19 protein-coding genes are annotated in these 19,159 nt (G+C 69.3%); 14 read left to right on the forward strand and 5 right to left on the reverse strand.

Annotation, left to right across the window (positions count from 1 at the left end; translation table 11 throughout):
• Window position 1 precedes the first annotated feature (1 nt).
• Window positions 2–820, reverse strand: coding sequence for an enoyl-CoA hydratase (locus tag IEY36_RS04430; RefSeq protein ID WP_188965722.1), 819 nt, complete (start codon window positions 818–820; stop codon window positions 2–4).
• Between the two features lie 125 nt (window positions 821–945).
• On the opposite strand from IEY36_RS04430, the gene ilvE reads away from it, so the two are divergent.
• Window positions 946–1,857: a branched-chain-amino-acid transaminase gene (ilvE, locus tag IEY36_RS04435; protein ID WP_188965723.1), complete on the forward strand. Its 912-nt coding sequence runs from the start codon at window positions 946–948 to the stop codon at window positions 1,855–1,857.
• Between the two features lie 275 nt (window positions 1,858–2,132).
• On the opposite strand, the gene IEY36_RS04440 is transcribed toward ilvE, so the two are convergent.
• On the reverse strand, window positions 2,133–3,584 hold the full coding sequence (locus tag IEY36_RS04440; protein ID WP_188965724.1) for a Do family serine endopeptidase: 1,452 nt from the start codon (window positions 3,582–3,584) through the stop codon (window positions 2,133–2,135).
• 232 nt (window positions 3,585–3,816) lie between these two features.
• Here IEY36_RS04440 and IEY36_RS04445 point away from each other — a divergent pair, with 232 nt between their 5' ends.
• Entirely contained in the window at window positions 3,817–4,494 is a 678-nt protein-coding gene (locus IEY36_RS04445; RefSeq protein WP_188965725.1) for a winged helix-turn-helix domain-containing protein, read from the forward strand.
• Complete coding sequence (locus IEY36_RS04450; RefSeq protein ID WP_188965726.1) at window positions 4,487–5,824, forward strand: sensor histidine kinase; 1,338 nt, start codon at window positions 4,487–4,489, stop codon at window positions 5,822–5,824. The genes IEY36_RS04445 and IEY36_RS04450 overlap by 8 nt, the downstream gene beginning before the upstream one ends.
• Window positions 5,825–5,828: 4 nt before the next feature.
• On the opposite strand, the gene IEY36_RS04455 is transcribed toward IEY36_RS04450, so the two are convergent.
• Window positions 5,829–6,314: a GNAT family N-acetyltransferase gene (locus IEY36_RS04455; protein WP_188965727.1), complete on the reverse strand. Its 486-nt coding sequence runs from the start codon at window positions 6,312–6,314 to the stop codon at window positions 5,829–5,831.
• Between IEY36_RS04455 and IEY36_RS04460 the strand changes: the two genes are divergently transcribed.
• The 7 genes from IEY36_RS04460 (at window position 6,301) to IEY36_RS04490 (ending at window position 11,997) form a co-directional block, all read left to right on the forward strand.
• Window positions 6,301–6,882 (forward strand): CapA family protein, encoded by a 582-nt coding sequence (locus IEY36_RS04460; RefSeq protein WP_229681115.1) that lies wholly within the window; start codon window positions 6,301–6,303, stop codon window positions 6,880–6,882. The two genes, IEY36_RS04455 and IEY36_RS04460, sit on opposite strands and share 14 nt — an antisense overlap.
• Before the next feature lie 300 nt (window positions 6,883–7,182).
• A complete protein-coding gene (locus IEY36_RS04465; RefSeq protein ID WP_188965729.1) occupies window positions 7,183–7,494 on the forward strand; it encodes a hypothetical protein in 312 nt (103 codons plus the stop codon).
• A gap of 629 nt (window positions 7,495–8,123) precedes the next feature.
• The gene (locus IEY36_RS04470) at window positions 8,124–8,726 is read left to right on the forward strand and encodes an OsmC family protein (RefSeq protein ID WP_188965730.1); all 603 of its coding nucleotides are present in this window, start codon (window positions 8,124–8,126) and stop codon (window positions 8,724–8,726) included.
• Between the two features lie 60 nt (window positions 8,727–8,786).
• Entirely contained in the window at window positions 8,787–10,019 is a 1,233-nt protein-coding gene (locus tag IEY36_RS04475) for an NAD(P)-binding domain-containing protein (protein ID WP_188965731.1), read from the forward strand.
• A 14-nt stretch (window positions 10,020–10,033) separates the two neighbouring features.
• Window positions 10,034–11,179, forward strand: a complete 1,146-nt coding sequence (locus IEY36_RS04480) for an NAD(P)/FAD-dependent oxidoreductase (RefSeq protein ID WP_229681116.1) — start codon at window positions 10,034–10,036, stop codon at window positions 11,177–11,179.
• Window positions 11,176–11,619, forward strand: a complete 444-nt coding sequence (locus IEY36_RS04485) for a MaoC family dehydratase (RefSeq protein WP_188965732.1) — start codon at window positions 11,176–11,178, stop codon at window positions 11,617–11,619. Before IEY36_RS04480 ends, IEY36_RS04485 begins: the two co-directional genes overlap by 4 nt.
• A 222-nt stretch (window positions 11,620–11,841) precedes the next feature.
• Window positions 11,842–11,997: a hypothetical protein gene (locus tag IEY36_RS04490; protein ID WP_188965733.1), complete on the forward strand. Its 156-nt coding sequence runs from the start codon at window positions 11,842–11,844 to the stop codon at window positions 11,995–11,997.
• Here IEY36_RS04490 and IEY36_RS04495 read toward each other — a convergent pair.
• Window positions 11,994–13,586 (reverse strand): winged helix-turn-helix domain-containing tetratricopeptide repeat protein, encoded by a 1,593-nt coding sequence (locus IEY36_RS04495; protein WP_188965734.1) that lies wholly within the window; start codon window positions 13,584–13,586, stop codon window positions 11,994–11,996. The two genes, IEY36_RS04490 and IEY36_RS04495, sit on opposite strands and share 4 nt — an antisense overlap.
• 270 nt (window positions 13,587–13,856) lie before the next feature.
• On the opposite strand from IEY36_RS04495, the gene IEY36_RS04500 reads away from it, so the two are divergent.
• Both IEY36_RS04500 and IEY36_RS04505 read left to right on the forward strand, forming a co-directional pair.
• The gene (locus IEY36_RS04500; RefSeq protein WP_229681118.1) at window positions 13,857–14,018 is read left to right on the forward strand and encodes a DUF1127 domain-containing protein; all 162 of its coding nucleotides are present in this window, start codon (window positions 13,857–13,859) and stop codon (window positions 14,016–14,018) included.
• Between the two features lie 44 nt (window positions 14,019–14,062).
• Window positions 14,063–14,977 (forward strand): DMT family transporter, encoded by a 915-nt coding sequence (locus IEY36_RS04505; protein WP_188965736.1) that lies wholly within the window; start codon window positions 14,063–14,065, stop codon window positions 14,975–14,977.
• Between the two features lie 593 nt (window positions 14,978–15,570).
• On the opposite strand, the gene lpdA is transcribed toward IEY36_RS04505, so the two are convergent.
• The gene (gene lpdA / locus IEY36_RS04510) at window positions 15,571–16,989 is read right to left on the reverse strand and encodes a dihydrolipoyl dehydrogenase (protein ID WP_188965737.1); all 1,419 of its coding nucleotides are present in this window, start codon (window positions 16,987–16,989) and stop codon (window positions 15,571–15,573) included.
• 171 nt (window positions 16,990–17,160) lie between these two features.
• Here lpdA and IEY36_RS04515 point away from each other — a divergent pair, with 171 nt between their 5' ends.
• Both IEY36_RS04515 and IEY36_RS04520 read left to right on the forward strand, forming a co-directional pair.
• Window positions 17,161–18,159: a tripartite tricarboxylate transporter substrate binding protein gene (locus tag IEY36_RS04515; protein ID WP_188965738.1), complete on the forward strand. Its 999-nt coding sequence runs from the start codon at window positions 17,161–17,163 to the stop codon at window positions 18,157–18,159.
• Window positions 18,160–18,169: 10 nt separating this feature from the next.
• The gene (locus tag IEY36_RS04520; protein ID WP_188965739.1) at window positions 18,170–19,135 is read left to right on the forward strand and encodes a tripartite tricarboxylate transporter substrate binding protein; all 966 of its coding nucleotides are present in this window, start codon (window positions 18,170–18,172) and stop codon (window positions 19,133–19,135) included.
• The last annotated feature ends 24 nt before the right edge of the window (window positions 19,136–19,159 follow it).

A 19,159-nucleotide genomic window follows, 5' to 3' on the forward strand; every position in this document is an offset into this window, starting at 1 on the left:
CTCAACGATCTTCCCAGACGGGCCGGCGCTTCTCGAGAAATGCGCCGATCCCCTCGCTGGCGTCATGCGCCATCAGATTATCCGCCATGACGCAGGCGGCTTCGCGATAGGCCTCGGCCAGCGGCAGGTCGATCTGGCGATAGAATCCGCGCTTGCCCATCCGCACCGTCAGCGCCGAACGCGCCGCGATGCGCCCGGCCAGATGCAGCGCGGTCGCCATCACCTGGTCCGGCGCCACCACGCGGTTGACCAGGCCGAGGCGCAGAGCCTCCTCGGCGCCGACCATGTCGCCCAGCATCAGCATCTCCATCGCCGCCTTGCGCGGCACCGCGCGCGCCAGGGCGACGGCGGGCGTCGAGCAGAACAGCCCGATATCCACCCCCGGCGTGCAGAAGCGCGCCTGGTCGGAGGCCACCGCCAGATCGCAGGTCGCGACCAGCTGGCAGCCGGCCGCGGTCGCCACGCCCTGCACGGCGGCGATAACCGGCTGCGGCAGGGCGGTGATCGCCTGCATCACGCGCGAACAGGTCTCCATGGCACGGCCGTAGAAGCCGCGACCCTGGTCGGGGTCGGCACGATGCGCGATGATTTCGCGCAAATCATGCCCGGCACTGAACACCGGTCCCGCCGCGGCCAGCACGATGCAGCGCCGGCTGGCATCTTCGCCAATGTCGGCCAGCGCGACCTCAAGCGTCTCCAGCATCTGCAACGACAGGCTGTTGCGCGAGGCCGGTCGGTTCAGCGTCAGCACCGTGACGCCGTCGGCGTGATCGCCGCGCAGCAGCATCGGTGCCGCCTGTGCCTCGGTTGCTGCGCTCATTGTTCGAACCCTTACGCCATGACGCGCCATCCTACCGGGTTTCGCGCCCCCGCGGTATGGCCGCCGGGCCTTGCCGCCCCGCGCCGTCCGGGCCAGCCTCCGGGAAGCATCTTGGGGGAACCACCATGGCCTGGACCGCACACACCATCATCCAGAACGGAAAGGCGATTCCCTTCGAGGAAGCTCGCATCCATCCACTGGCCGTCGGCCTCGCCTACGGCGCCGCGGTGTTCGAGGGCATCCGCGCCTACATGAACCCGGCCACCGGGCGGCTCTCCGTATTCCGGCTGGAGGAACATCTGGTGCGGCTCGACCAGGGCATGAAGTTCATGCGCTTCGACAACCCACCCTCGCGCGACGCGCTGCGCCAGGGCGTGCTCGATTCGGTGCGCGCCAATGCGCCGGATGACGATTGCTACATCCGGTTGCAGGTGCATATCGAAAGCATGGGCAACCAATCCACCACCGGCATGGTCGGCTGGGTCTGCGCCGCCATCCCGCGTGAGCGTTCGCCCAAGCGCGAGAGCGGGCTGTCGCTCGGAGTCTCCTCCTGGACGCGCATCGCCGACAACACCATGCCCGCGCGCATCAAGGCGACGGCGAACTACCACGCCGGACGCATCGCCACGCTGCAGTCCAAGGCCGATGGCTATGACGCGCCAATCCTGCTGACGCGCGACGGCAAGGTCAGCGAATCCGCCGGCGCGTGTCTGTTCATGGTGCGCGACGGCGTCGTCATCACCCCCGCGCGCGACAGCGACATCCTCGAAAGCGTGACGCGCGACACGGTGCTGGCCCTGGCCGCCGAGCTCGGCCTGCCGACCGCCGAACGCCGCACCGATCGCAGCGAGCTCTACGTCGCCGACGAGGTCTTCCTCTGCGGCACCGGGCAGGAGCTGGTGCCGGCGGCGATGGTCGATCGCCTGCCGGTGGGGGACGGCAAGCCGGGGCCGATCACCATGCAGTTGCAGGCGGCGTATGAATCCGTGGTGCGGGGTACGACGGATGCTCATGCGCAGTGGCGCACGGCGGTGTGAGAAGAAAGGTCGGGGGAGAGAACTCCCCCGATCCCCCTCCTTTTTTTGTCTATTGGCACCGACCGCCGAACTCAGTCTCCAACAGATAGAAGAAGGAGGGGGTTTGGGGGAGTTCTCTCCCCCAACCTTCAAATGGAATGGCGCACGCCGGTCTGATGACCAACGTGCGCCAGTGGGGAGCGGACCGTCTTCGGGGGAAGTTTAAAGGCGGCTTCCCGCTCCGATCGGCGTATCCGGCAGGCTGAGGGGGATCGTACCCGCCGGACGCCGTTTCCTTACGCCGCGCGCAGCGGCAGGGCGATGAAGCGGCGGGCGCCGTCGCGTTCCACCTGGAAGGCGATGGAAGGCCGGCCCGCCTCACGGGCGCTGCGCACTGCGGCGACCACATCCTGCGGGTTAGCGGCTTCGCGCTCGCCGGCCCGCAGCACCACGTCACCAGGGCGAAGGCCACGTTCGGCCGCCACCGAGCCCGGCTCGACGCGGGTGATCTCAACACCGCCGTCACGGCGCGGCGCCAGGGCGATGCCGAGCGAAGGCTGGCCCGGCTGGCCCGGCTTCGTCGCCGCGGCGACGTTGGCCGGGTTGGTGCCGACCTCGACGCGCTGCTCCATCGCCGTGCCGTCACGCAGCACCGCGAGGGTCGCGGTCCCACCCGGGGCCACATCCGCCACGCCGGCGGCAAGGTCACGCGGGCTGGCAACCGCCTGGCCGTTGATGCCGGTGATCACGTCACCGGCCCGCAGGCCGGCCTTGGCCGCCGGGCTGTCCGGCTCCACTGCGGAGACCAGCGCGCCCTTGGTATCGGCTGCGCGCATCGCCGTCGCCAGCTCCTGGTCCATCGGCTGCAGGCTCACGCCCAGCCAACCGCGCTGCACCGAGCCATGGTCGCGCAGCTGGTTGACGATGTGCTGCACCATCTTCGACGGCACCGCGAAGCCGATGCCGATATTCCCGCCCGAGGGAGAGAAGATCGCCGTGTTCATGCCGACCACCTGGCCCGCCGCATTGAACAGCGGCCCGCCGGAATTGCCCGGGTTGATCGAGGCATCGGTCTGGATGAAGTCGTCATACGGACCCGCGCCGATCTGCCGGCCGCGCGCCGAGACGATACCCGCCGTCACCGTGCCGCCGAGGCCGAAGGGGTTGCCCATCGCCATCACCCATTCACCGACGCGAGTGCTGTCGGAATTGCCGAAGGCGATCGCGGGCAGCGGCGAGCCGGCATCGACCTTGATCAGCGCCACGTCGGTCGCGGTGTCGCGGCCGATCACGGTCGCCGGCAGCTCGCGGCCATCGGCCATCACCACCTGGACCGCGGCGTTCTCACCCACCACATGGGCGTTGGTCACGATGTAGCCGCCGGCGTCGATGACGAAGCCCGAACCCTGGCCGGCGCGACGCTGGCCCTGCTCAGGCTGCTGCGGGCCCTGGCGGCCGTCGAAGCGGCGCATCATCTCTTCTAGCGGGTTGCCGCCCTGGCCGGGCCGCATCTCGGCGCGAGCCGGGGTCGCACGCTCCACGGTCAGCACGCGCACCACCGAGGGGCCGACGCGGGCGGCGACATCAGCGAAGTCCGGACCAGCCGGCCGCGGCAGCGCCACGCCGGCGACCGGCGCCGGCTGGGTCTGCGCGGTGCCCGGGATCGCGGTCAGCGCGGTGGTGCCGAGCGCCAGCGCCAGCACGCCGGCAATGATCGCGGGGCGGCGGAGGTTGAAGCGGGTCGTCATCTCTAAGGTCTCTCCCAGTCGAAGGTCTCGATGCCGCGCCGCGAGGGCTTGGCGTGACGACAGAAAGCACCTCGCCGCCTGCTCGCCCCCTGTCGCCTCCCTTACTGATCCGTATGCTGGTGACGTCGGTTCAGGCGCGGGACAGCATCCCCATCCGGGATAATGTCGTGGCCTGAATGGGGCACGGGCCGATGCCGGCCTGCCCGAGTGATCGCAAGGGGACGAAGCCACCGTGAGGATCCTGCTGGTCGAGGATGACGCCGAGACCGCCGCCTTCGTGGCGCGCGGGCTGGAGGAGGCGGGCCATGTCGTGGACCGCGCGGCGGACGGCCAGGACGGCCTGTTCCTCGCCACTGGCGGCGGCCATGACGTGATGGTGGTGGACCGCATGCTGCCCAAGCTCGACGGGCTGTCGATGGTGCGCGCCGTGCGCGCCGCGGGCATAGCGACGCCGGCGATCTTCCTGACCGCGCGCGCCGGTTTGGGCGACCGCATCGAGGGACTGGAAGCCGGCGGCGACGACTACCTGGCCAAGCCCTTCGCCTTCGCCGAACTGCTCGCGCGCATCAATGCGCTGGCCCGCCGCCCGCCCTTGCAGCAGGAAATCACCGTGCTGCGCGTCGGCGACCTGGAGATGGATTTGATCCGCCGCAGCGTCAGTCGCGCTGGCAAGCGGATCGAGTTGCAGCCGCGCGAATTCCGCCTGCTCGAATTCCTCATGCGCCGCGAAGGCCAGGTGGTGACGCGCACCATGCTGCTCGAAGGCGTGTGGGACTTCCACTTCGACCCCAAGACCAGCGTCGTCGAGACCCATATCAGTCGGCTGCGCGGCAAGGTGGACAAGGGCTTCGGGCAGGAACTGCTGCACACGGTGCGCGGCGCCGGCTACGTCATTCGCGCCGATGGCTGAACCGTCGTCCCGCTGGGCCTTCGCGCGCACCACGGCGTTCCGCGTCACGCTGTTGCATCTGTTGCTGACGCTGACAGGGACGGCGCTGGTCGGCGGTGTCGCCTGGTGGGTGACGGCCGGTTACGCGATCCGCCAGGCGGGCGAAGAGATCGACCGCGGCATGGGCGTGCTGCTGCAGGCCGGCGCGCTGTCCGGCGCACGCGGCGTCGCGCTGTCGATCGAGGCGCGGCTCGCCGCCGATCGCAGCGGGCAGGAATTCTACCTGCTGGCCGCACCCGATGGGCAGCGTCTCGCCGGCAACCTTTCCGGCGTCTCCAGCGAGCGTGGCTGGCGCGAGGGCACGATCCGCCAGCCGGACGGGACCGCCGCGCCGGTGCTGATGCTTGCCGCGCCTCTGCCCGGTGGCGGCGCGCTGGTGGTCGGGCGTGACCTGACCAATGCGCGCGCCCTGGAACAACGGCTGCTGACCAGCGCCGGCTGGGTCGGCGGGGCGGTGCTGCTGCTCGGCCTGGCCGGTGGGTTGCTTATCGGCCGCTCGGTCGCGCGGCGCGCGGCGGCGATGGAGACGGCGCTCGCAGCAGTGCAGGGCGGCGACCTCGACCGCCGCCTGGCCGTGCGCACCGGCGGCGATGAATTCGACCGCCTCGCGCTGCGCATCAATGCGACGCTCGACCGGTTGCAGGCCCTGATGGCCGCGCTGCGCGAGGTGACCGATGACATCGCCCATGACCTGCGCACACCGCTCACGCGGCTGCGCCAGCGCCTCGACGACGCCGCCCGCGCACCGACCACCGAAGCGATCGAAGCGGCGCAGGCCGAGGCCGACCGGCTGCTAGAAATCTTCGCCGCGCTGCTGCGCATCGCGCAGGTCGAATCCGGCACCCAGCGCGCGGGCTTCGCGACGGTGGATCTCTCGGCCATCGCCGACTCCGTCGCCGAAGTGTACACGCCCGCCGCCGAGGAGCGCGGGCAGGTGCTGGCGAGCGAGATCGAGCCCGGCGTTTCGATCACCGGCGATCCGGCGCTGCTGACGCAGATGCTGGCGAACCTGGTGGAGAACGCGATCCGCCATGGCCGCGCCGAAGGGCGAGTGAGCCTTGGCGTCACCACGGCGGGCATTACGGTCGCCGACGACGGCCCCGGCATTCCCGAGGCGGAACGCGAGAAGGTGTTCCACCGCTTCCACCGGCTGGATGCCTCGCGCTCGACGCCCGGCAGCGGGCTTGGCCTCGCGCTGGTGCGCGCCGTCGCCGAGCTGCACGGCATCGCCATCACGCTGGAGGATGCCGCGCCGGGGCTGCGGGTGCGCCTCACCCTGCCGCCGCCGTGACCCGTCAGTCGAGAACGCGCGACAGGAACAGCGTGCCGGCCACCGGCGTGTCGTAATAGGGCTCGATGCGGACGAAGCCCGATCGGGTGTAAAGTGCGATCGCCTCGGTCATGCTGGGCAGGGTGTCGAGGCAAATCTCGCCATAGCCGAGGCGCCGCGCCTCGGCGCAGATCGCCTCCACCAGCGCCCGCCCCAGGCCGAGGCCACGCCCCGCCGGCGCGACGTACAACCGCTTCATCTCGCACCGTCCGGAGGCCTGCATCGGCCGCAACGCCACGCAGCCCAGCGGGTCGCCCGCCGCATTGCACGCGATCAGCAGCGCCCCCGTCGGCGCCTCGTACTTACCGGGCAGGCCAGCAAGCTCCGTCGCGAAATCCTGATAGGCCAGATCGACGGGCAGGGAGTCCGCATAGGCGCGAAACAGACGCGCCACCGCGGCGACTTCATCCGCCGTACGGACCGTGCTGATGCGAAAGGTGGGTGCCGTCATGGCGGGATTATGCGGCCGCGGGCTGGCGCGTCGCAATGCAGGCTGGCGTACCGCAGGCGATGCAGAGAGATGGGGCGGCCTGGCCCCCTCATGGTCCCTTTTGCCGAACACGAGGACAAACCAGCGACAAGATTGCGGCTCTTGGCGTCATCTCCGTTGGGAAAGGCGCCTGCGGCCCTTCGACCACAGCCGTGCCTTCGCCCGTGCCGCGCTGGCGGCCGGCTTCGATGTCATCCATGGCCATTCCGCCCACATCCTGCATGGCGTGGAGGCCATGGGACGAGGGCTTACACTCTACGACACCGGCAACGTCATCGATGATTACTGGCCCCTGCCGTTCTTCGACCAGCATTGGGGCTGCATCTTCCTGCTCGACCTTCTGGACGGGCGGCCATCTCGGCTGCGCCTGGTGCCGATACGCACGCGGCCCTGGCCTGTCCGGCTGGCACAGGGGCGCGAAAAGCAGGCCATGATGGCGCGCATGCGCACCGCCAGCGCCGCTCTCGGCACGCGCCTTCAGGAAACGGCAGAGGGATTGGAATTGCGCCTGCCCGCAGGCGCGGGCTGACCGGCGCCAGGCGCCAACCGGGCGTACGTCGACCCGCCATGGGCCTGCAACCGCGGCGGCCGCCGGCGAAGACGGCGCAGTAACGGGTTGGCACCGTGGCCGCGCCTCACGCGGAAATCCCGCGATTCACCACGACTTCTTCAGCCCGTCTCAAAGCCTCCGCGGCCACCGCCGGGTAGGGTCCGGACACGTCCCCAAGGGCTTTCGCCCGGGAAGGCCGGATGGTCCGGCGCGGGGCGACACACCAGTGAAACCGGCCGGCATCCCCCGATCGTTCGGCCAAACCCTTGGAGACAGATCATGCCCAGCATCTTCCTCCGCATTGCCGCCGCCGCCGCGGTAACGTGCATCGCCGGCGCACCCGATGCCCATGCCTTCCGTCAATCATCGACCTCTGCGCCGCGGGTCAGTGGTTATGGTGAGAACCAGTCCGTCGTCGCGCCGATGGACGTGATGGGCACCATTCAGCCACGCGCGATCATCGCCGGCACGGGCGAGAATCTCTCCGTGCAGCATCTCGACGTGCCGCCCCCGACGTCTCCCGGCTACGTCGCCGTGATCGCCGGAAGCGGGGAGAACATCTCCGTGGTGCATGTCCCGACGGGGAATTGACCCCGTTCGCACCTGTCAGACGGGTCCCGATCCCATGAACCACGGGAACGGGGCCCGCGCTGACGCCCTGTAACCATTGGCTGGCAGATCCGAGGGGCATCGCCCCCATCAAGCGACATTCCTTCAGGTGACATCATCCGAACGAATGCCGGGCTCCCGGGAACACCGCATCCGGGACGGATCATGTGCCGCCGGCTGCCACTACAATGCCGCTTGCCAAGAATATGGAGCCAAGTCTGCATCCCTCGCGCTCGCCGACAGGTCCGGCACATGCGCGTAGTTGAGTGCCATCCACCGAATCCACGCCGGCAAAGCCACGGGTCGACCCGTTCGCTTCCGTCACGCTGCGCGCCATACGGTCCTCGCTACACGCCGTTCACGCACGCTGCTGCCCCGCGGCGTACCTGCCGCAGGCGTGCGGCCAAGCCAGGCTTCCCGGCCGAAATCCACAGCTTGGCAAGCATTTCTAAAGATCGTCTCCAAGCGCTGCACGCCACGCCTCCCTAGGGTTTCGCCACGTCACCGACGCCGTCCTGCCAGGCAGCCGGACCAGCGTCGGAGGACGCGACCACCCGTCGCAACCCATTGCGCCGCGCAACCCGCCCGCAACAGAACCCTGGAGAGCATCCATGAACGCCACCACCGCTGCCGTCGAAGCCCCCGCTCCCGCGACGAAGAAGGAAAAGCCGCCGCTTAACGGCGTGAACACGCCGGCGCTGCTCGCCACCATCGGCGTCGTCGCCAGCCAGCCGGCACTCGCCAAATTCCAGTTCCGTGCCCATGGCCAGTGGAAGTCCGGCACGCACATGCAGGGTACCATGCTCGGATTCTCCGGCGCCGGCGGGGACCATGCGCACAAGTTCGCCACCATGGCCCATACCGACCACCCCGCCGTGCTGTGCGGGGAGGATGAAGGCCCGACCCCGGTCGAGTGGATCCTGCATGGCCTCGCAGGCTGCCTCACTGCCGGCATCGCGAACATCGCCGCCGTCCGCGGGGTGAAGCTGCATTCGGTCGAGGCGATGGTCGAGGCCGATATCGACCTGCAAGGCATCCTCGGGCTGTCGGATGTGGTGCGCAACGGCTTCAGCGACGTGCGCGTGACCTTCAAGGTCGCCGGCGATGCACCGACCGAGACGCTGAAGGCGCTGGTCATGCAATCCAAGGCGCGCTCCGCCGTCTTCGACATCCTGACAAACGGCGTGCCGGTCTCCATCGCCGTGGAGGCCTGAGCACACCCGGCCGGCGGCGCGCCCCCTCGCCGCTGGCCTCCTCCTTCACCCGAGGACGCCATGCGGAACACCGACGCCATCATCATCGGCGCCGGCCAGGCCGGGCTCGCCATGAGCCATTGCCTCGCCGCGCGCGGCATCGACCACCTGGTTCTGGAACGCGGCCGGGTCGCCGAGCGCTGGCGCAGCGAACGGTGGGACAGCCTTCGCCTGCTGACCCCGAACTGGATGACCCGCCTGCCCGGCTGGTCCTATCGCGGCGACGATCCCGAAGGCTTCATGACGATGCCCGAGGTCGTCCGGTTCCTCGATGGCTATGCCGTGGGTGCCCCCATCGCCACGGGCGTCGCGGTGCGGGCGCTGCGGCCGGCGCCCTTCGGCTATCGCATCACGACCAGTGCCGGCGACGTGCTGGCTTCGGCCGTCGTGATCGCCACCGGGCAATGCGACCTGCCGAACATCCCCGCAATCGCCGCATCCTTGCCCAAGGCGGTGCGGCAGGTCACGCCGTCATCCTATCGTACCCCGGATGCGCTCGTGCCGGGCGGTGTGTTGGTGGTCGGTGCCTCCGCGTCGGGTGTGCAGATCGCCGAGGAGATCCACCGTGCCGGTCGTCCGGTGACGCTCGCGGCGGGACGGCACACGCGGCTGCCGCGACGCTGGCGCAGCCGGGACATTCTCGACTGGATGGCCCGCGCCGGCGTGCTGACCGAAGCAGCGGAGACGGTGCGCGACCTCGACGCGGCACGGGCGCAGCCTTCCCTGCAATTGGCTGGCCGACCGGATCACGCGGACCTCGATCTCGGCACGCTGCGCGCCATCGGCGTGCGGGTGGTGGGCCGCGTGGTGGGCATCGCGGATGGCCGCGTCGCGCTGCGCGACGATCTGGCGGAAACGACCACGGCCGCACACCGCAGGCTCGACCGGCTGATCGCGCGCCTCGCCGCCATCGCGGACATTGAAGGCGCGCCGCAGGCGCCGCCCCCGCGGCCCCTCACGCCATTCCCGCCTTCGCCACCTGCCATCGACCTGGCGGCGGAAGGCATCCGCACGGTGGTCTGGGCCACCGGCTTCCGTCGCGACTACGACTGGCTGCAGGTGCCCGTCCTCGATGATGCGGGCGAGATCCGCCACGCCGGCGGCGTGACACCTGCGCCGGGACTCTACGTGCTCGGGCTGCGCTTCCTGCGCCGCCGGAACTCGAACTTCCTCGACGGCGTCGGTGCCGATGCCGAGGCGCTGGCCGCCGAACTCCACGCCCATCTCGCCACACGCGGCCGCATCGCGGCCTGACGGAGGAGAATGCCATGAAGCCGATGGAACGCTTCGATGTCCTGGTCGTCGGCGCGCGCTGCGCCGGCGCCGCCGCAGCGATGCTGATGGCGCGGCACGGCATGCGCGTGCTCGCCGTTGATCGCGGCGCCTATGGGTCCGACACGCTGTCGACCCATGCGCTGATGCGCGGCGGCGTGATGCTGCTCGCCCGCTGGGGCCTGCTACCGCACCTGATCGAGGCCGGCACGCCGCCAATCCGCCGCACGACCTTCCACTACGGCGCGGAGGCCATTCCGGTCGACCTGCGTCCGGGCGACGGGATCGATGCGCTGTATGCGCCGCGCCGGACGTTGCTCGACAGCACGCTGGTGGATGCCGCCTGGCAGGCTGGCGCGGAGATCCGGCATCACCAGACGCTCGCATCGCTGCTGCGCGACGCAACCGGCCGCGTCAGCGGCGCCGTGGTGGTCGATGACGCGGGGCGCGAACACGTCATCGCGGCCGGCCTCGTGGTCGGTGCGGACGGCGCCGGATCCACCGTCGCGCGTCTCGCCGGCGCAACGGTGACGCAAGCAGCGCGCCATGCCGCGACATGCCTCTACGCCTATGTGGCCGGACTGACCGATACCGGCACGCATTGGCATTATGCGCCCGGCGTCAGCGCGGGACGCATCCCGACCAATGCAGGGCGGCACTGCATTTTCGTCTCGGTGCCGCGAGCACGTTTCCGCACGGAGATGCAAGGCGACCGTCTCGCGGCGCTGCGGCGCGCGCTGGCGACCGTGGCGCCGGCGCTGGCAGAAGATCTCACCGCGCTGGAGCCGGATGGCGAGCCGCACGCCTTCGCCGGCCGCAAGGGTTACCTGCGCCGCCCCACCGGGCCAGGCTGGGCGCTGATCGGCGATGCCGGGTACTTCAAGGACCCGATCACCGCCCATGGCATCACCGATGCACTGCGCGATGCCGCGCTTCTCGCCGATGCCGCCGCTGAGGGCAGTGATGCCGCCCTCGCCCGCTTCGCCGAGCAGCGCGACGATCTCTCGCTGCCGCTGTTCCGCGTCACGGATGAGATCGCCGGCTATGGCTGGACGCTGGACCAGGCGAAGGAACTCCATCGCGCGCTCAACCAGGCGATGAAGCGCGAGGTAGCAGCGCTGGCGATGGAGGCGGTGTCATGAGCGACGCCTGGTCCCGCACCATCGCCGGCAGGCCGAGTCCGCGCCAGGCGGCCGAGCGCACGCGCCGCACCACCATGGCCGATGTCGAGGCATTCACCGCGATCACCGGCGACCGCAACCCGCTGCATTACGATGCGGCACTCGCCGCCGCGTCGCCCTTCGGCGGCCTGATCGTGCAGGGCGGCGTCACCTCGGGCCTGCTCAACGCCGTGGTGGCGGAGGACCTGCCGGGCCCGGGCAGTGTTTTCCTCGGCGTCGAATGGCGCTTCGTGAAGGCGGTGCATGTCGGCGAGACCATCACCGCGCGCGTCGAGGTGTTGAGCGTGCGGGACGACAAGCCGATCTGCACCCTGGCCACCTCCGTCCGCAATGCGGCAGGCGAGGCTTGCCTGACCGGCACCGCCGTGACCTGGACCGCGCCTCTGCGGCCCCCCGCATAGAGCGGATCGCGCCTGGGTGGAATCTCGCAGGCGCATGAAGTTGCTCGCCCGAACAAGAGGCCAGGGCGCCTGGCGTGAGCAGAGGCGAACGCAAGTCGTTCTAATGCCCACGCCATCTCCATGTCGCCGCAAGCCATTCTTCAAGCGATGCGACGGCCAAGCCGCGAGACTTCCACCCGGCCCGCCATCACCGGATCGGGCATGGAAGCGAGGAGAACAACCATGAACACCACCGACGCCTTGAAGACCGCCACGCCGCGCCGGACGGGCCCTGAATGGACCCTTCACATAGCCGGCAGGGCGATGTCGGAGCGTGACAGGAAGCACGAAGCACTGTCCTGGATCGACGAGTTGGCCCTGCTCTTTCCGCCCGGCTAGGCGCCGGCCGCGACGGGCGGGCCATCGTCGAGGCCCGCCCGCCGCAGGCCCTCGAGGCAGCGTTCGATCAGCGTCTCATCCGCACAGAAGAAGAAATCCGCGCGGGCGGCGCTGAGGGTGTAGCCCGGCGCCTTCTCCAGCAGCCTCGACAGCGCGCGGCCCGCCTCCTCCTCCCGCCCGAGCAGCCCGAGTGATGCGGTCAGCATCATGTGCGGCCAGGATTTGGCGTTCGGCACCCGCGTCGCGCGGCGGGCGTCGTCCACCGCTTCGTCCAGTTCGCCGAGATCGATATGCGCGAGAGCGCGCGCTGCATGAAAACTCGACAGATGCGGGTCGCGCGGGCTGAGTTCCACGGCGCGATCGATATGCACGATCCCGTCCCGCGGCCGGCCGCTCCAGATCATGGTGCAGCCCAACGCGTAATGCGCCTGCGCGAAACTTGGATTGAGCGCCACGGCCTCGACAAGCAGCGCGATCGCCTCCTCGTAATCGTGGCGGAACGCATGGACACGACCCAGCACGCAAAGATTCATGCAATCCTGGTTGTCGAGTGAAACGGCGTTGCGGCTCGCGCGCAACGCTTCCTCGATCCGAACCCGACGCTCCGCAGGGCCATCCACCACAGCCTCCTGCAGCAGCACATAGGCCAGCCCGCCATGGGCGCGCGCGAAGGTCGGGTCCAGCGCGATGGCGCGGCGGAACATCGCCTCCGCCTCGGCCATGCCTGGCTGGGTGAAGCCCCACAGATGGAACAACCCGCGCTGGTAGCAGTCCCAGGCGCCAAGATTGACCGGCGGGCGTCGCGCAGCCGACTCGCGTTCAAGCCGTGCGAGCTCGGGTTCGATCGCTGCGGCGATCTGCTCGGACATGGCGCGCTGCACGTCGAGCATGTCGGCAAGAGCCAGATCATAGGACTCGGACCAGAGCTGCCGCCCGCTCTCGCAGGAAACGAGGTCGGCCGCGAGCCGCACATGGTCGCCGCGCTTGGAGACGCTGCCATGCACCAGGTATCGCACCCCGAAGGTTGCGCCGATCTCGCGCGGATCCACGTCCCGGTCGCGAAAGGCGGCCGCGGTGTGGCGGCTCAGCACATCCATCCAGCGATGCCGTGCAAGCAGGCGAATGACATCTTCCGTCAGGCCATAGCTGAAATAGTCGGTATCGGGCTCGGCGCTGAGATTGGCGAAGGGCAGCACGACGACGGAGGGCCGGCGCGACGGTTCTTCGGCAGGGGCCTCCGGCGCCGGCGCCGGCGCCGGTTCGGGAACCGGCTCCTCGGGCAGGTCGACGACTTCGCCCACGAACCGGAAGCCGCGCTTGTGGATGGTCTTGATCAGGGTCTGCCGTTCACCATCGTCGCCCACGGCCTTGCGCGCGGCATTGATGCGGCTGCTCAGGGCCGCCTCGGAGACGATGCGCCCGTTCCAGATCTCGTCGAGCAGTTCGTCCTTGCTCACCACCCGGTCGCGATGGCGCAACAGGTGAACCAGCAGGTCGAAAACCTGCGGCTCCACATGCACGCGGTCACCACCACGACGCAATTCCTGCCGGCGCAGATCAACTTCGTGCCCGGCGAAGGTCAGAGGCATGGCCATCCTCCCCGCAAGCAACCGCCATGGGACGGATGACGCCCCGGCATCAGGCGAGACCCGCGGCGATGCCGCGAGACGATGAGTATCCGCTACTCGCACGGCCCGGCTCAACAACCGAGTGCGCTAGGTCACGCGGATCGCCGAATCCACAAGGAAATCTCCAGCGCCCGGCAAGCGCGGCGCCAAGCGCGCCGCAGCGCCCCGACGCACAGTCCATGGGCCGCACGACGCTCCTGCCGGCGGCAAGGAATGGAAGGAACGCATGCCATGACCACCATCGGAACGCTGATCGACGGCTTCGCTCTCATCCGGGAGCGCGCCCGGGGGCGGAAGCTGCTGCTCGAGATGGATGCCCGGTTGCTGAAGGACATCGGCATTTCACGGGACATCGCCGCGGCGGAGGCCGCCAAGCCCTGGTGGCGGGACTGACGCGCAAGCGTCGCCCGCCGCCGGCAAGACCGGAGGCATCCGACATGACCAATACGCATTCATCTTTCGGCGTCGTCGCTGGGCTCGCCGCGTCGGCGATCTGGGGTGGCGCGCTCGCCGTGACGCGCCTCGGCGTCTCGGGCGAGGTGCCGCTCGATCCGATGGACATCGCGATGCTGCGCTTCATCGGCCCGGCGCTGCTGCTGTTGCCCGTGCTGCGCCGTGCCTGGCCACGGCTGCGCCAGGTCCCCGTATGGCACCTTGCGCTTTTGCTTGCCGGCGGCGGCGCGCCCTTCGTGCTCGTTGCCGGCAACGGCCTGCGCGTCGCCGGCGCCGCCGAGGCGGGGGCGCTGCTGCCGGGGACCGTGCCGCTTTGCGTGGCGCTGGTCTCCATGGCGATGGGTGAGCGGATCAGCATGCTGCGCGTAGCCGGGCTGGTGCTGATCGGCGGATCGGTCGCGGCGGTCGTCATGCCTTCGATCGCAGATGGCGCCGAGGCGCGCTGGCCGGGCTATCTGCTCCTGCTCCTGGCTGCCTTGTTGGCGGCAGGATACACGATCGCGCTGCGGCGCAGCGGCATCGGCGCGTGGGAGGCGGCAGCCTTCGTCAGTGTCGGCTCCGTGGTCGTGCTGGGCCCGTTCTACCTCCTGGCAATGGAGCCCGGCATGGGAGGGGTGCCACTGCATGACATTGCATTGCAGGCGGCGTTCCAGGGCCTTGCCTCCGGGATCCTTGCCCCGGTGGCCTTCGCCGCGGCGGTTCAGCGGTTGGGCGTGTCGCAGGCCGCCGCCTTCGGCAGCCTCAGCCCCGGTGCGGCCTGCGCTGGTGGGTTCGCGCTGCTCGGCGAGGTGCCGGACGCGCCGACCGTGACCGCGGTGGTCGCCTCCTGCATCGGGGTCGCACTCGCGGCCCAGGCATCGGGCGCGCGCCTTCGTGCCAGTACCATTGTGCGCAAGTAGTTCTGCTCGCGCTTCCAATCCCCGCAGCATTTCAACCCTGAACCTCACCGTAGGCACGAACAGGCGGAACAGGGCGGCGCTCAGATTGTGAGCGCCACGTATTGGGATCGTCGGTTGCGGGTCCACACTTGAACCTGCAATCGGACTGTCGCCCTCGGGAAGGCCCGCCGTCATGACGGATGAAGGCATGTTCGGAATGAGTGGATATGCCTCTCCAACCACCCCCCAACTGACAGTGTCATTGGGAAAGCCGCATTCTGGTGCTGGGCGGGGCGGGTTCGCTGCTTCGGCGTCGCGTGCGCCGTGCGCAAGGGCGGGTCTCGGCGCTGAGTCTGTCAGCAGCGCCCGGCGCCAGATAGTGGTGTCCAAAGGACCTCAGAGACCGTTTGAAAATGCGCCAGGGGGCGCATTTTGAAGTCCAGCACCGGCCCGCACCCCCACCCGGCCACCCACGTCAGTATCTGGAATGGGTGGCCGGGTGGGGGTGCGGGCCGGTGCTGGGCTCTTCAAACGGTCTCTTAGGCCTTTGGTGGGCTTGGCGGCTCCGCCGCCAAGGTGAGGAGAGGGGCAAAGCCCCTCTCCGGCGCGCCCTCTCAGATATGCACCGCCTTGTCCCACGCCGCGAGCGCCGCTTCCTTCACCGCCTCGTTCAGCGACGGATGCGCGTGGCTGGTCCGCGCCACATCCTCGGCGCTCGCGCCGAACTCGATGGCCAGCGCGACCTCGGCGATCAGCGTCCCGGCATCCGGCCCGATGATATGCGCGCCGAGCACCTTGTCCGTCGCCTTGTCGGCGAGGATCTTCACGAAGCCATCGGTCGCCCCCATCGCCCGCGCGCGGCCATTGGCCGTGAAGGGGAATTTGCCGACCTTGTAGGCCACGCCAGCGGCCTTCAGGGCTTCCTCGGTCGCGCCGACGGCGGCGACTTCCGGCCACGTGTAAACGACACCCGGAATGGCATCGTAATTGATGTGCGGCTTCTGCCCGACCAGCATTTCGGCCAGCGCATAGCCTTCATCCTCGGCCTTGTGGGCCAGCATCGCGCCGGTGATGGCGTCGCCGATCGCGTAGATGCCCGGGATGCTGGTGGCAAAATGCGCATCGGTCTTCACGCGCCCGCGCTCATCCAGCGCCACCCCCACGGCGTCGAGGCCGAGCGCCTCGACATAGGGCCGCCGGCCGATCGCCAGCAGCACGACATCGGCGCGCAGTTCCTCCGCCTCGCCACCCGCGGCGGGCTGCACCTTCAGCGTCACGCCCGTGTCGTCAGCGACCGCGCTGGTCACCTTCGACTTCAGGCGGAACTTGAAGCCCTGCTTGGTCAGCAGGCGCTCGAACTGCTTGCGCACCTCGCCATCCATGCCGGGCAGGATGCCGTCAAGGAATTCGACCACCGTCACCTCGGCACCGAGGCGCCGCCAGACCGAACCCAGTTCCAACCCAATGACGCCGCCGCCGATCACCACCATCGACTTCGGCACCTCGGCCAGTTCCAGAGCGCCGGTCGAGGTGACGATGCGCTTCTCATCGACCTCGACGCCGCGCAGCGGGGTGGATTCCGAACCAGTCGCGATGACGATGCTCTTCGCCGCGTAGTCGGTGCCGGCGACGTTCACCACGCCCGGCGTTTCCTGGTCCGCGCGCCCGGGGGGCGCGACAATGCGCCCCTCGCCCTTCAGCCAGGTGACCTTGTTCTTCTTGAACAGGAACTCGACGCCCTTGACGTTGGCCGAGACGACCTCGCCCTTGCGCACCTGCATCTTGGCGAGGTCCAGCCCGACCTGACCGACGATGATGCCCTGCTCGGCCAAGTGGTGCGTCGTCTCCTCGAACACCTCGGAGGAATGCAGCAGCGCCTTGGACGGGATGCAGCCGATGTTGAGACAGGTGCCGCCGAGCGTCTCGCGCTTCTCGACGCAGGCGACCCTCAGCCCGAGCTGGGCCGCGCGAATGGCGCAGACATAGCCACCAGGGCCGGCGCCGATGACGATGACATCGAAAGTTTCGGGCATGAACTGGTGTCCTGCGCTCGGGGTTCCGTTGAGGCGGGCGGAAACTGCCCCTCCCGCGCTGCGGGATCAAGGCTCGGAAAAGCCTTGGGTGCCGTGCCGGGCCTTGCTTATCCTGCTTTCCGTGTGGGCCGGCGCCATCAGATGCGCCGCCCGGAGGAGGAAGACAATCCAATGAACGACCGGGAATCCCGCGCCGTCCCCATGACGCGCCGCCTGCTGGTCCTGTCCGGCGCGGCCACAATCGCCATGCCGGCCATCGCCCGGGCCCAGGGGCGCTATCCGGACCGGCCCATCCAGCTCGTGGTGCCCTGGCCGGCCGGCGGGTCGGCCGATGTGCAGTTGCGCTCGATCGGCGACCTCGCGGGCCGCGCCATCGGCCAGCCTGTGGTGATTCAGAACCGGCCGGGCGCCGGCGGCACGCTGGGCCCGCTCTCGGTCGCCCAGCAGGGCCGCCCCGATGGCTACACTCTCACCCAGATGCACCTCTCGGTGCTGCGCCGCCCCTGGATGATGCGGACCCCGCAATGGGACCCGGTGGCGGATTTCACCCACATCATCGGCATGACCGGCTGGCTGTTCGGCTGCGCCGTGAAGGCCGACAGCCCGTTCCAGACCTGGCCGCAGATGATCGCCTATGCCCGCGCCAATCCGGGCAAGCTGACCTTCACCACCTCGGGCATCGGCACCACCAACCATCTGGCGATGGAGACCATCCAGGAAAAGGACGGCGTGCAACTCACCCACGTCCCCTATCGCGGCTCCAACGAAGCCGTCACCGCGGTGCTCGCCGGCCAGGTGGACATGGTCTGCGACAGCTCGACCTGGGCGCCTTTCGTCGAGAACAACCAGATGCGCGCCTTGTCGGTCTGGACCGCCGAGCGGGTGCGCCGCTTCCCCACCGTGCCGACGCTGGTGGAACTTGGCTACGACCTGACCGTGACCTCGCCCTATGGCGTCAGTGGCCCGAAGGGGATGGATGAAGGCGTCGTCCGCGTCCTGCACGACGTCATGAAGGACGCTCTCATGACGCCGGAGAACACCGAAGTGCGGTCGCGCTTCGACATGCCGCTCGTCTATCAGGACACCCAGACCTACCGCGCCTTCATCGCCGAGCGGACCGAATACGAGAAGGCGATGGTACGGCGCCTGAATCTGAGCCTCGACGGCTGAGCGGCGCGCCATGATCCAGCGACGCCTCCTGCTCGCCGGCGCGGCGCTGCCGCTGCTGGCGCGGCCTTCGCTCGGCCAGGGGCGGTTCCCCAACCGCCCGGTCCGCTTCCTCATCCCCTGGGCGCCGGGTGGCGTGCTCGACGGCTTCATCCGCCTGCAGGGCGAGATGTTCCAGCAGGAATTCGGCCAGCCGCTGATCGTCGAGAATCGGCCCGGCGCGCGCGGCACGCTGGCGGCGCGCGCGCTGCTCTCGGGCACCAGGCCCGATGGCTACACCATCGCGCATCATCATCTTTCGGTGATCCGCTATCCCTTCCTGACCAAGCAGCCGAGCTGGGACCCGGTCAACGACTTCACCTACATCATGCAGCAGACCGGCTTCGTATTCGGCCATGTGGTGCACCCGGCCTCGGGCTGGAACTCGCTGGCCGACATGTGGGCGGCCGCCCGCGCCCGGCCCGGGGCGCTCACCTACGGAACCTCGGGCGTCGCCACCACCAACCACCTGGCGATGGAGGAACTGTGCGAGAAGGAAGGCGTGCAGATGCTGCACGTTCCCTATCGCGGGACCTCGGAGAACATCACCGCGATCCTGGCGCGACAGCTCGACTGCATCGCCAACGCCAATTCCTGGGCGCCGAATGTCGAGGCCGGGCAATTGAAGCTGCTCGCGGTCTGGACACGCACCAGACTGCGCTCCTTCCCCGATGCGCCGACGCTCTCCGAACTCGGCTACGGCATGGTGGTGACCTCGCCCTACGGCGTCGCCGGGCCGAAGGGGATGGAGCCGGAGGTGACCGAGTTCCTCCATCAGGCCTTCCACCGCATGCAGCAGAGCGACCGCATACAGGCCTACATGGCGCAGAACGACATGCCGGATGAATATCTCGGCCCGGCGGACTACCTGGCCTTCGCCCGCGAACGGGCGGTGTATGAACAGCGGATGGTGACGCGGCTCAACCTCAGCATCGACTGACGCATGGCCTGGAGGGGCGGCGCC

Origin of the sequence: Neoroseomonas lacus (assembly GCF_014644535.1) — a bacterium.
GTDB lineage: Bacteria > Pseudomonadota > Alphaproteobacteria > Acetobacterales > Acetobacteraceae > Neoroseomonas > Neoroseomonas lacus.

Excerpts from the sequence above, each read along its gene's own strand:
- IEY36_RS04495 (WP_188965734.1), bottom strand. The coding sequence starts at position 13,586 with ATGCCTCTGACCTTCGCCGGGCACGAAGTTGATCTGCGCCGGCAGGAA.
- IEY36_RS04520 (WP_188965739.1), top strand. The coding sequence starts at position 18,170 with ATGATCCAGCGACGCCTCCTGCTCGCCGGCGCGGCGCTGCCGCTGCTG.
- IEY36_RS04465 (WP_188965729.1), top strand. The coding sequence starts at position 7,183 with ATGCCCAGCATCTTCCTCCGCATTGCCGCCGCCGCCGCGGTAACGTGC.
- IEY36_RS04470 (WP_188965730.1), top strand. The coding sequence starts at position 8,124 with ATGAACGCCACCACCGCTGCCGTCGAAGCCCCCGCTCCCGCGACGAAG.
- IEY36_RS04515 (WP_188965738.1), top strand. The coding sequence starts at position 17,161 with ATGAACGACCGGGAATCCCGCGCCGTCCCCATGACGCGCCGCCTGCTG.
- IEY36_RS04500 (WP_229681118.1), top strand. The coding sequence starts at position 13,857 with ATGACCACCATCGGAACGCTGATCGACGGCTTCGCTCTCATCCGGGAG.
- IEY36_RS04440 (WP_188965724.1), bottom strand. The coding sequence starts at position 3,584 with ATGACGACCCGCTTCAACCTCCGCCGCCCCGCGATCATTGCCGGCGTG.
- IEY36_RS04455 (WP_188965727.1), bottom strand. The coding sequence starts at position 6,314 with ATGACGGCACCCACCTTTCGCATCAGCACGGTCCGTACGGCGGATGAA.
- IEY36_RS04475 (WP_188965731.1), top strand. The coding sequence starts at position 8,787 with ATGCGGAACACCGACGCCATCATCATCGGCGCCGGCCAGGCCGGGCTC.
- IEY36_RS04485 (WP_188965732.1), top strand. The coding sequence starts at position 11,176 with ATGAGCGACGCCTGGTCCCGCACCATCGCCGGCAGGCCGAGTCCGCGC.
- IEY36_RS04505 (WP_188965736.1), top strand. The coding sequence starts at position 14,063 with ATGACCAATACGCATTCATCTTTCGGCGTCGTCGCTGGGCTCGCCGCG.
- lpdA (WP_188965737.1), bottom strand. The coding sequence starts at position 16,989 with ATGCCCGAAACTTTCGATGTCATCGTCATCGGCGCCGGCCCTGGTGGC.
- IEY36_RS04430 (WP_188965722.1), bottom strand. The coding sequence starts at position 820 with ATGAGCGCAGCAACCGAGGCACAGGCGGCACCGATGCTGCTGCGCGGC.
- ilvE (WP_188965723.1), top strand. The coding sequence starts at position 946 with ATGGCCTGGACCGCACACACCATCATCCAGAACGGAAAGGCGATTCCC.
- IEY36_RS04480 (WP_229681116.1), top strand. The coding sequence starts at position 10,034 with ATGAAGCCGATGGAACGCTTCGATGTCCTGGTCGTCGGCGCGCGCTGC.
- IEY36_RS04490 (WP_188965733.1), top strand. The coding sequence starts at position 11,842 with ATGAACACCACCGACGCCTTGAAGACCGCCACGCCGCGCCGGACGGGC.
- IEY36_RS04450 (WP_188965726.1), top strand. The coding sequence starts at position 4,487 with ATGGCTGAACCGTCGTCCCGCTGGGCCTTCGCGCGCACCACGGCGTTC.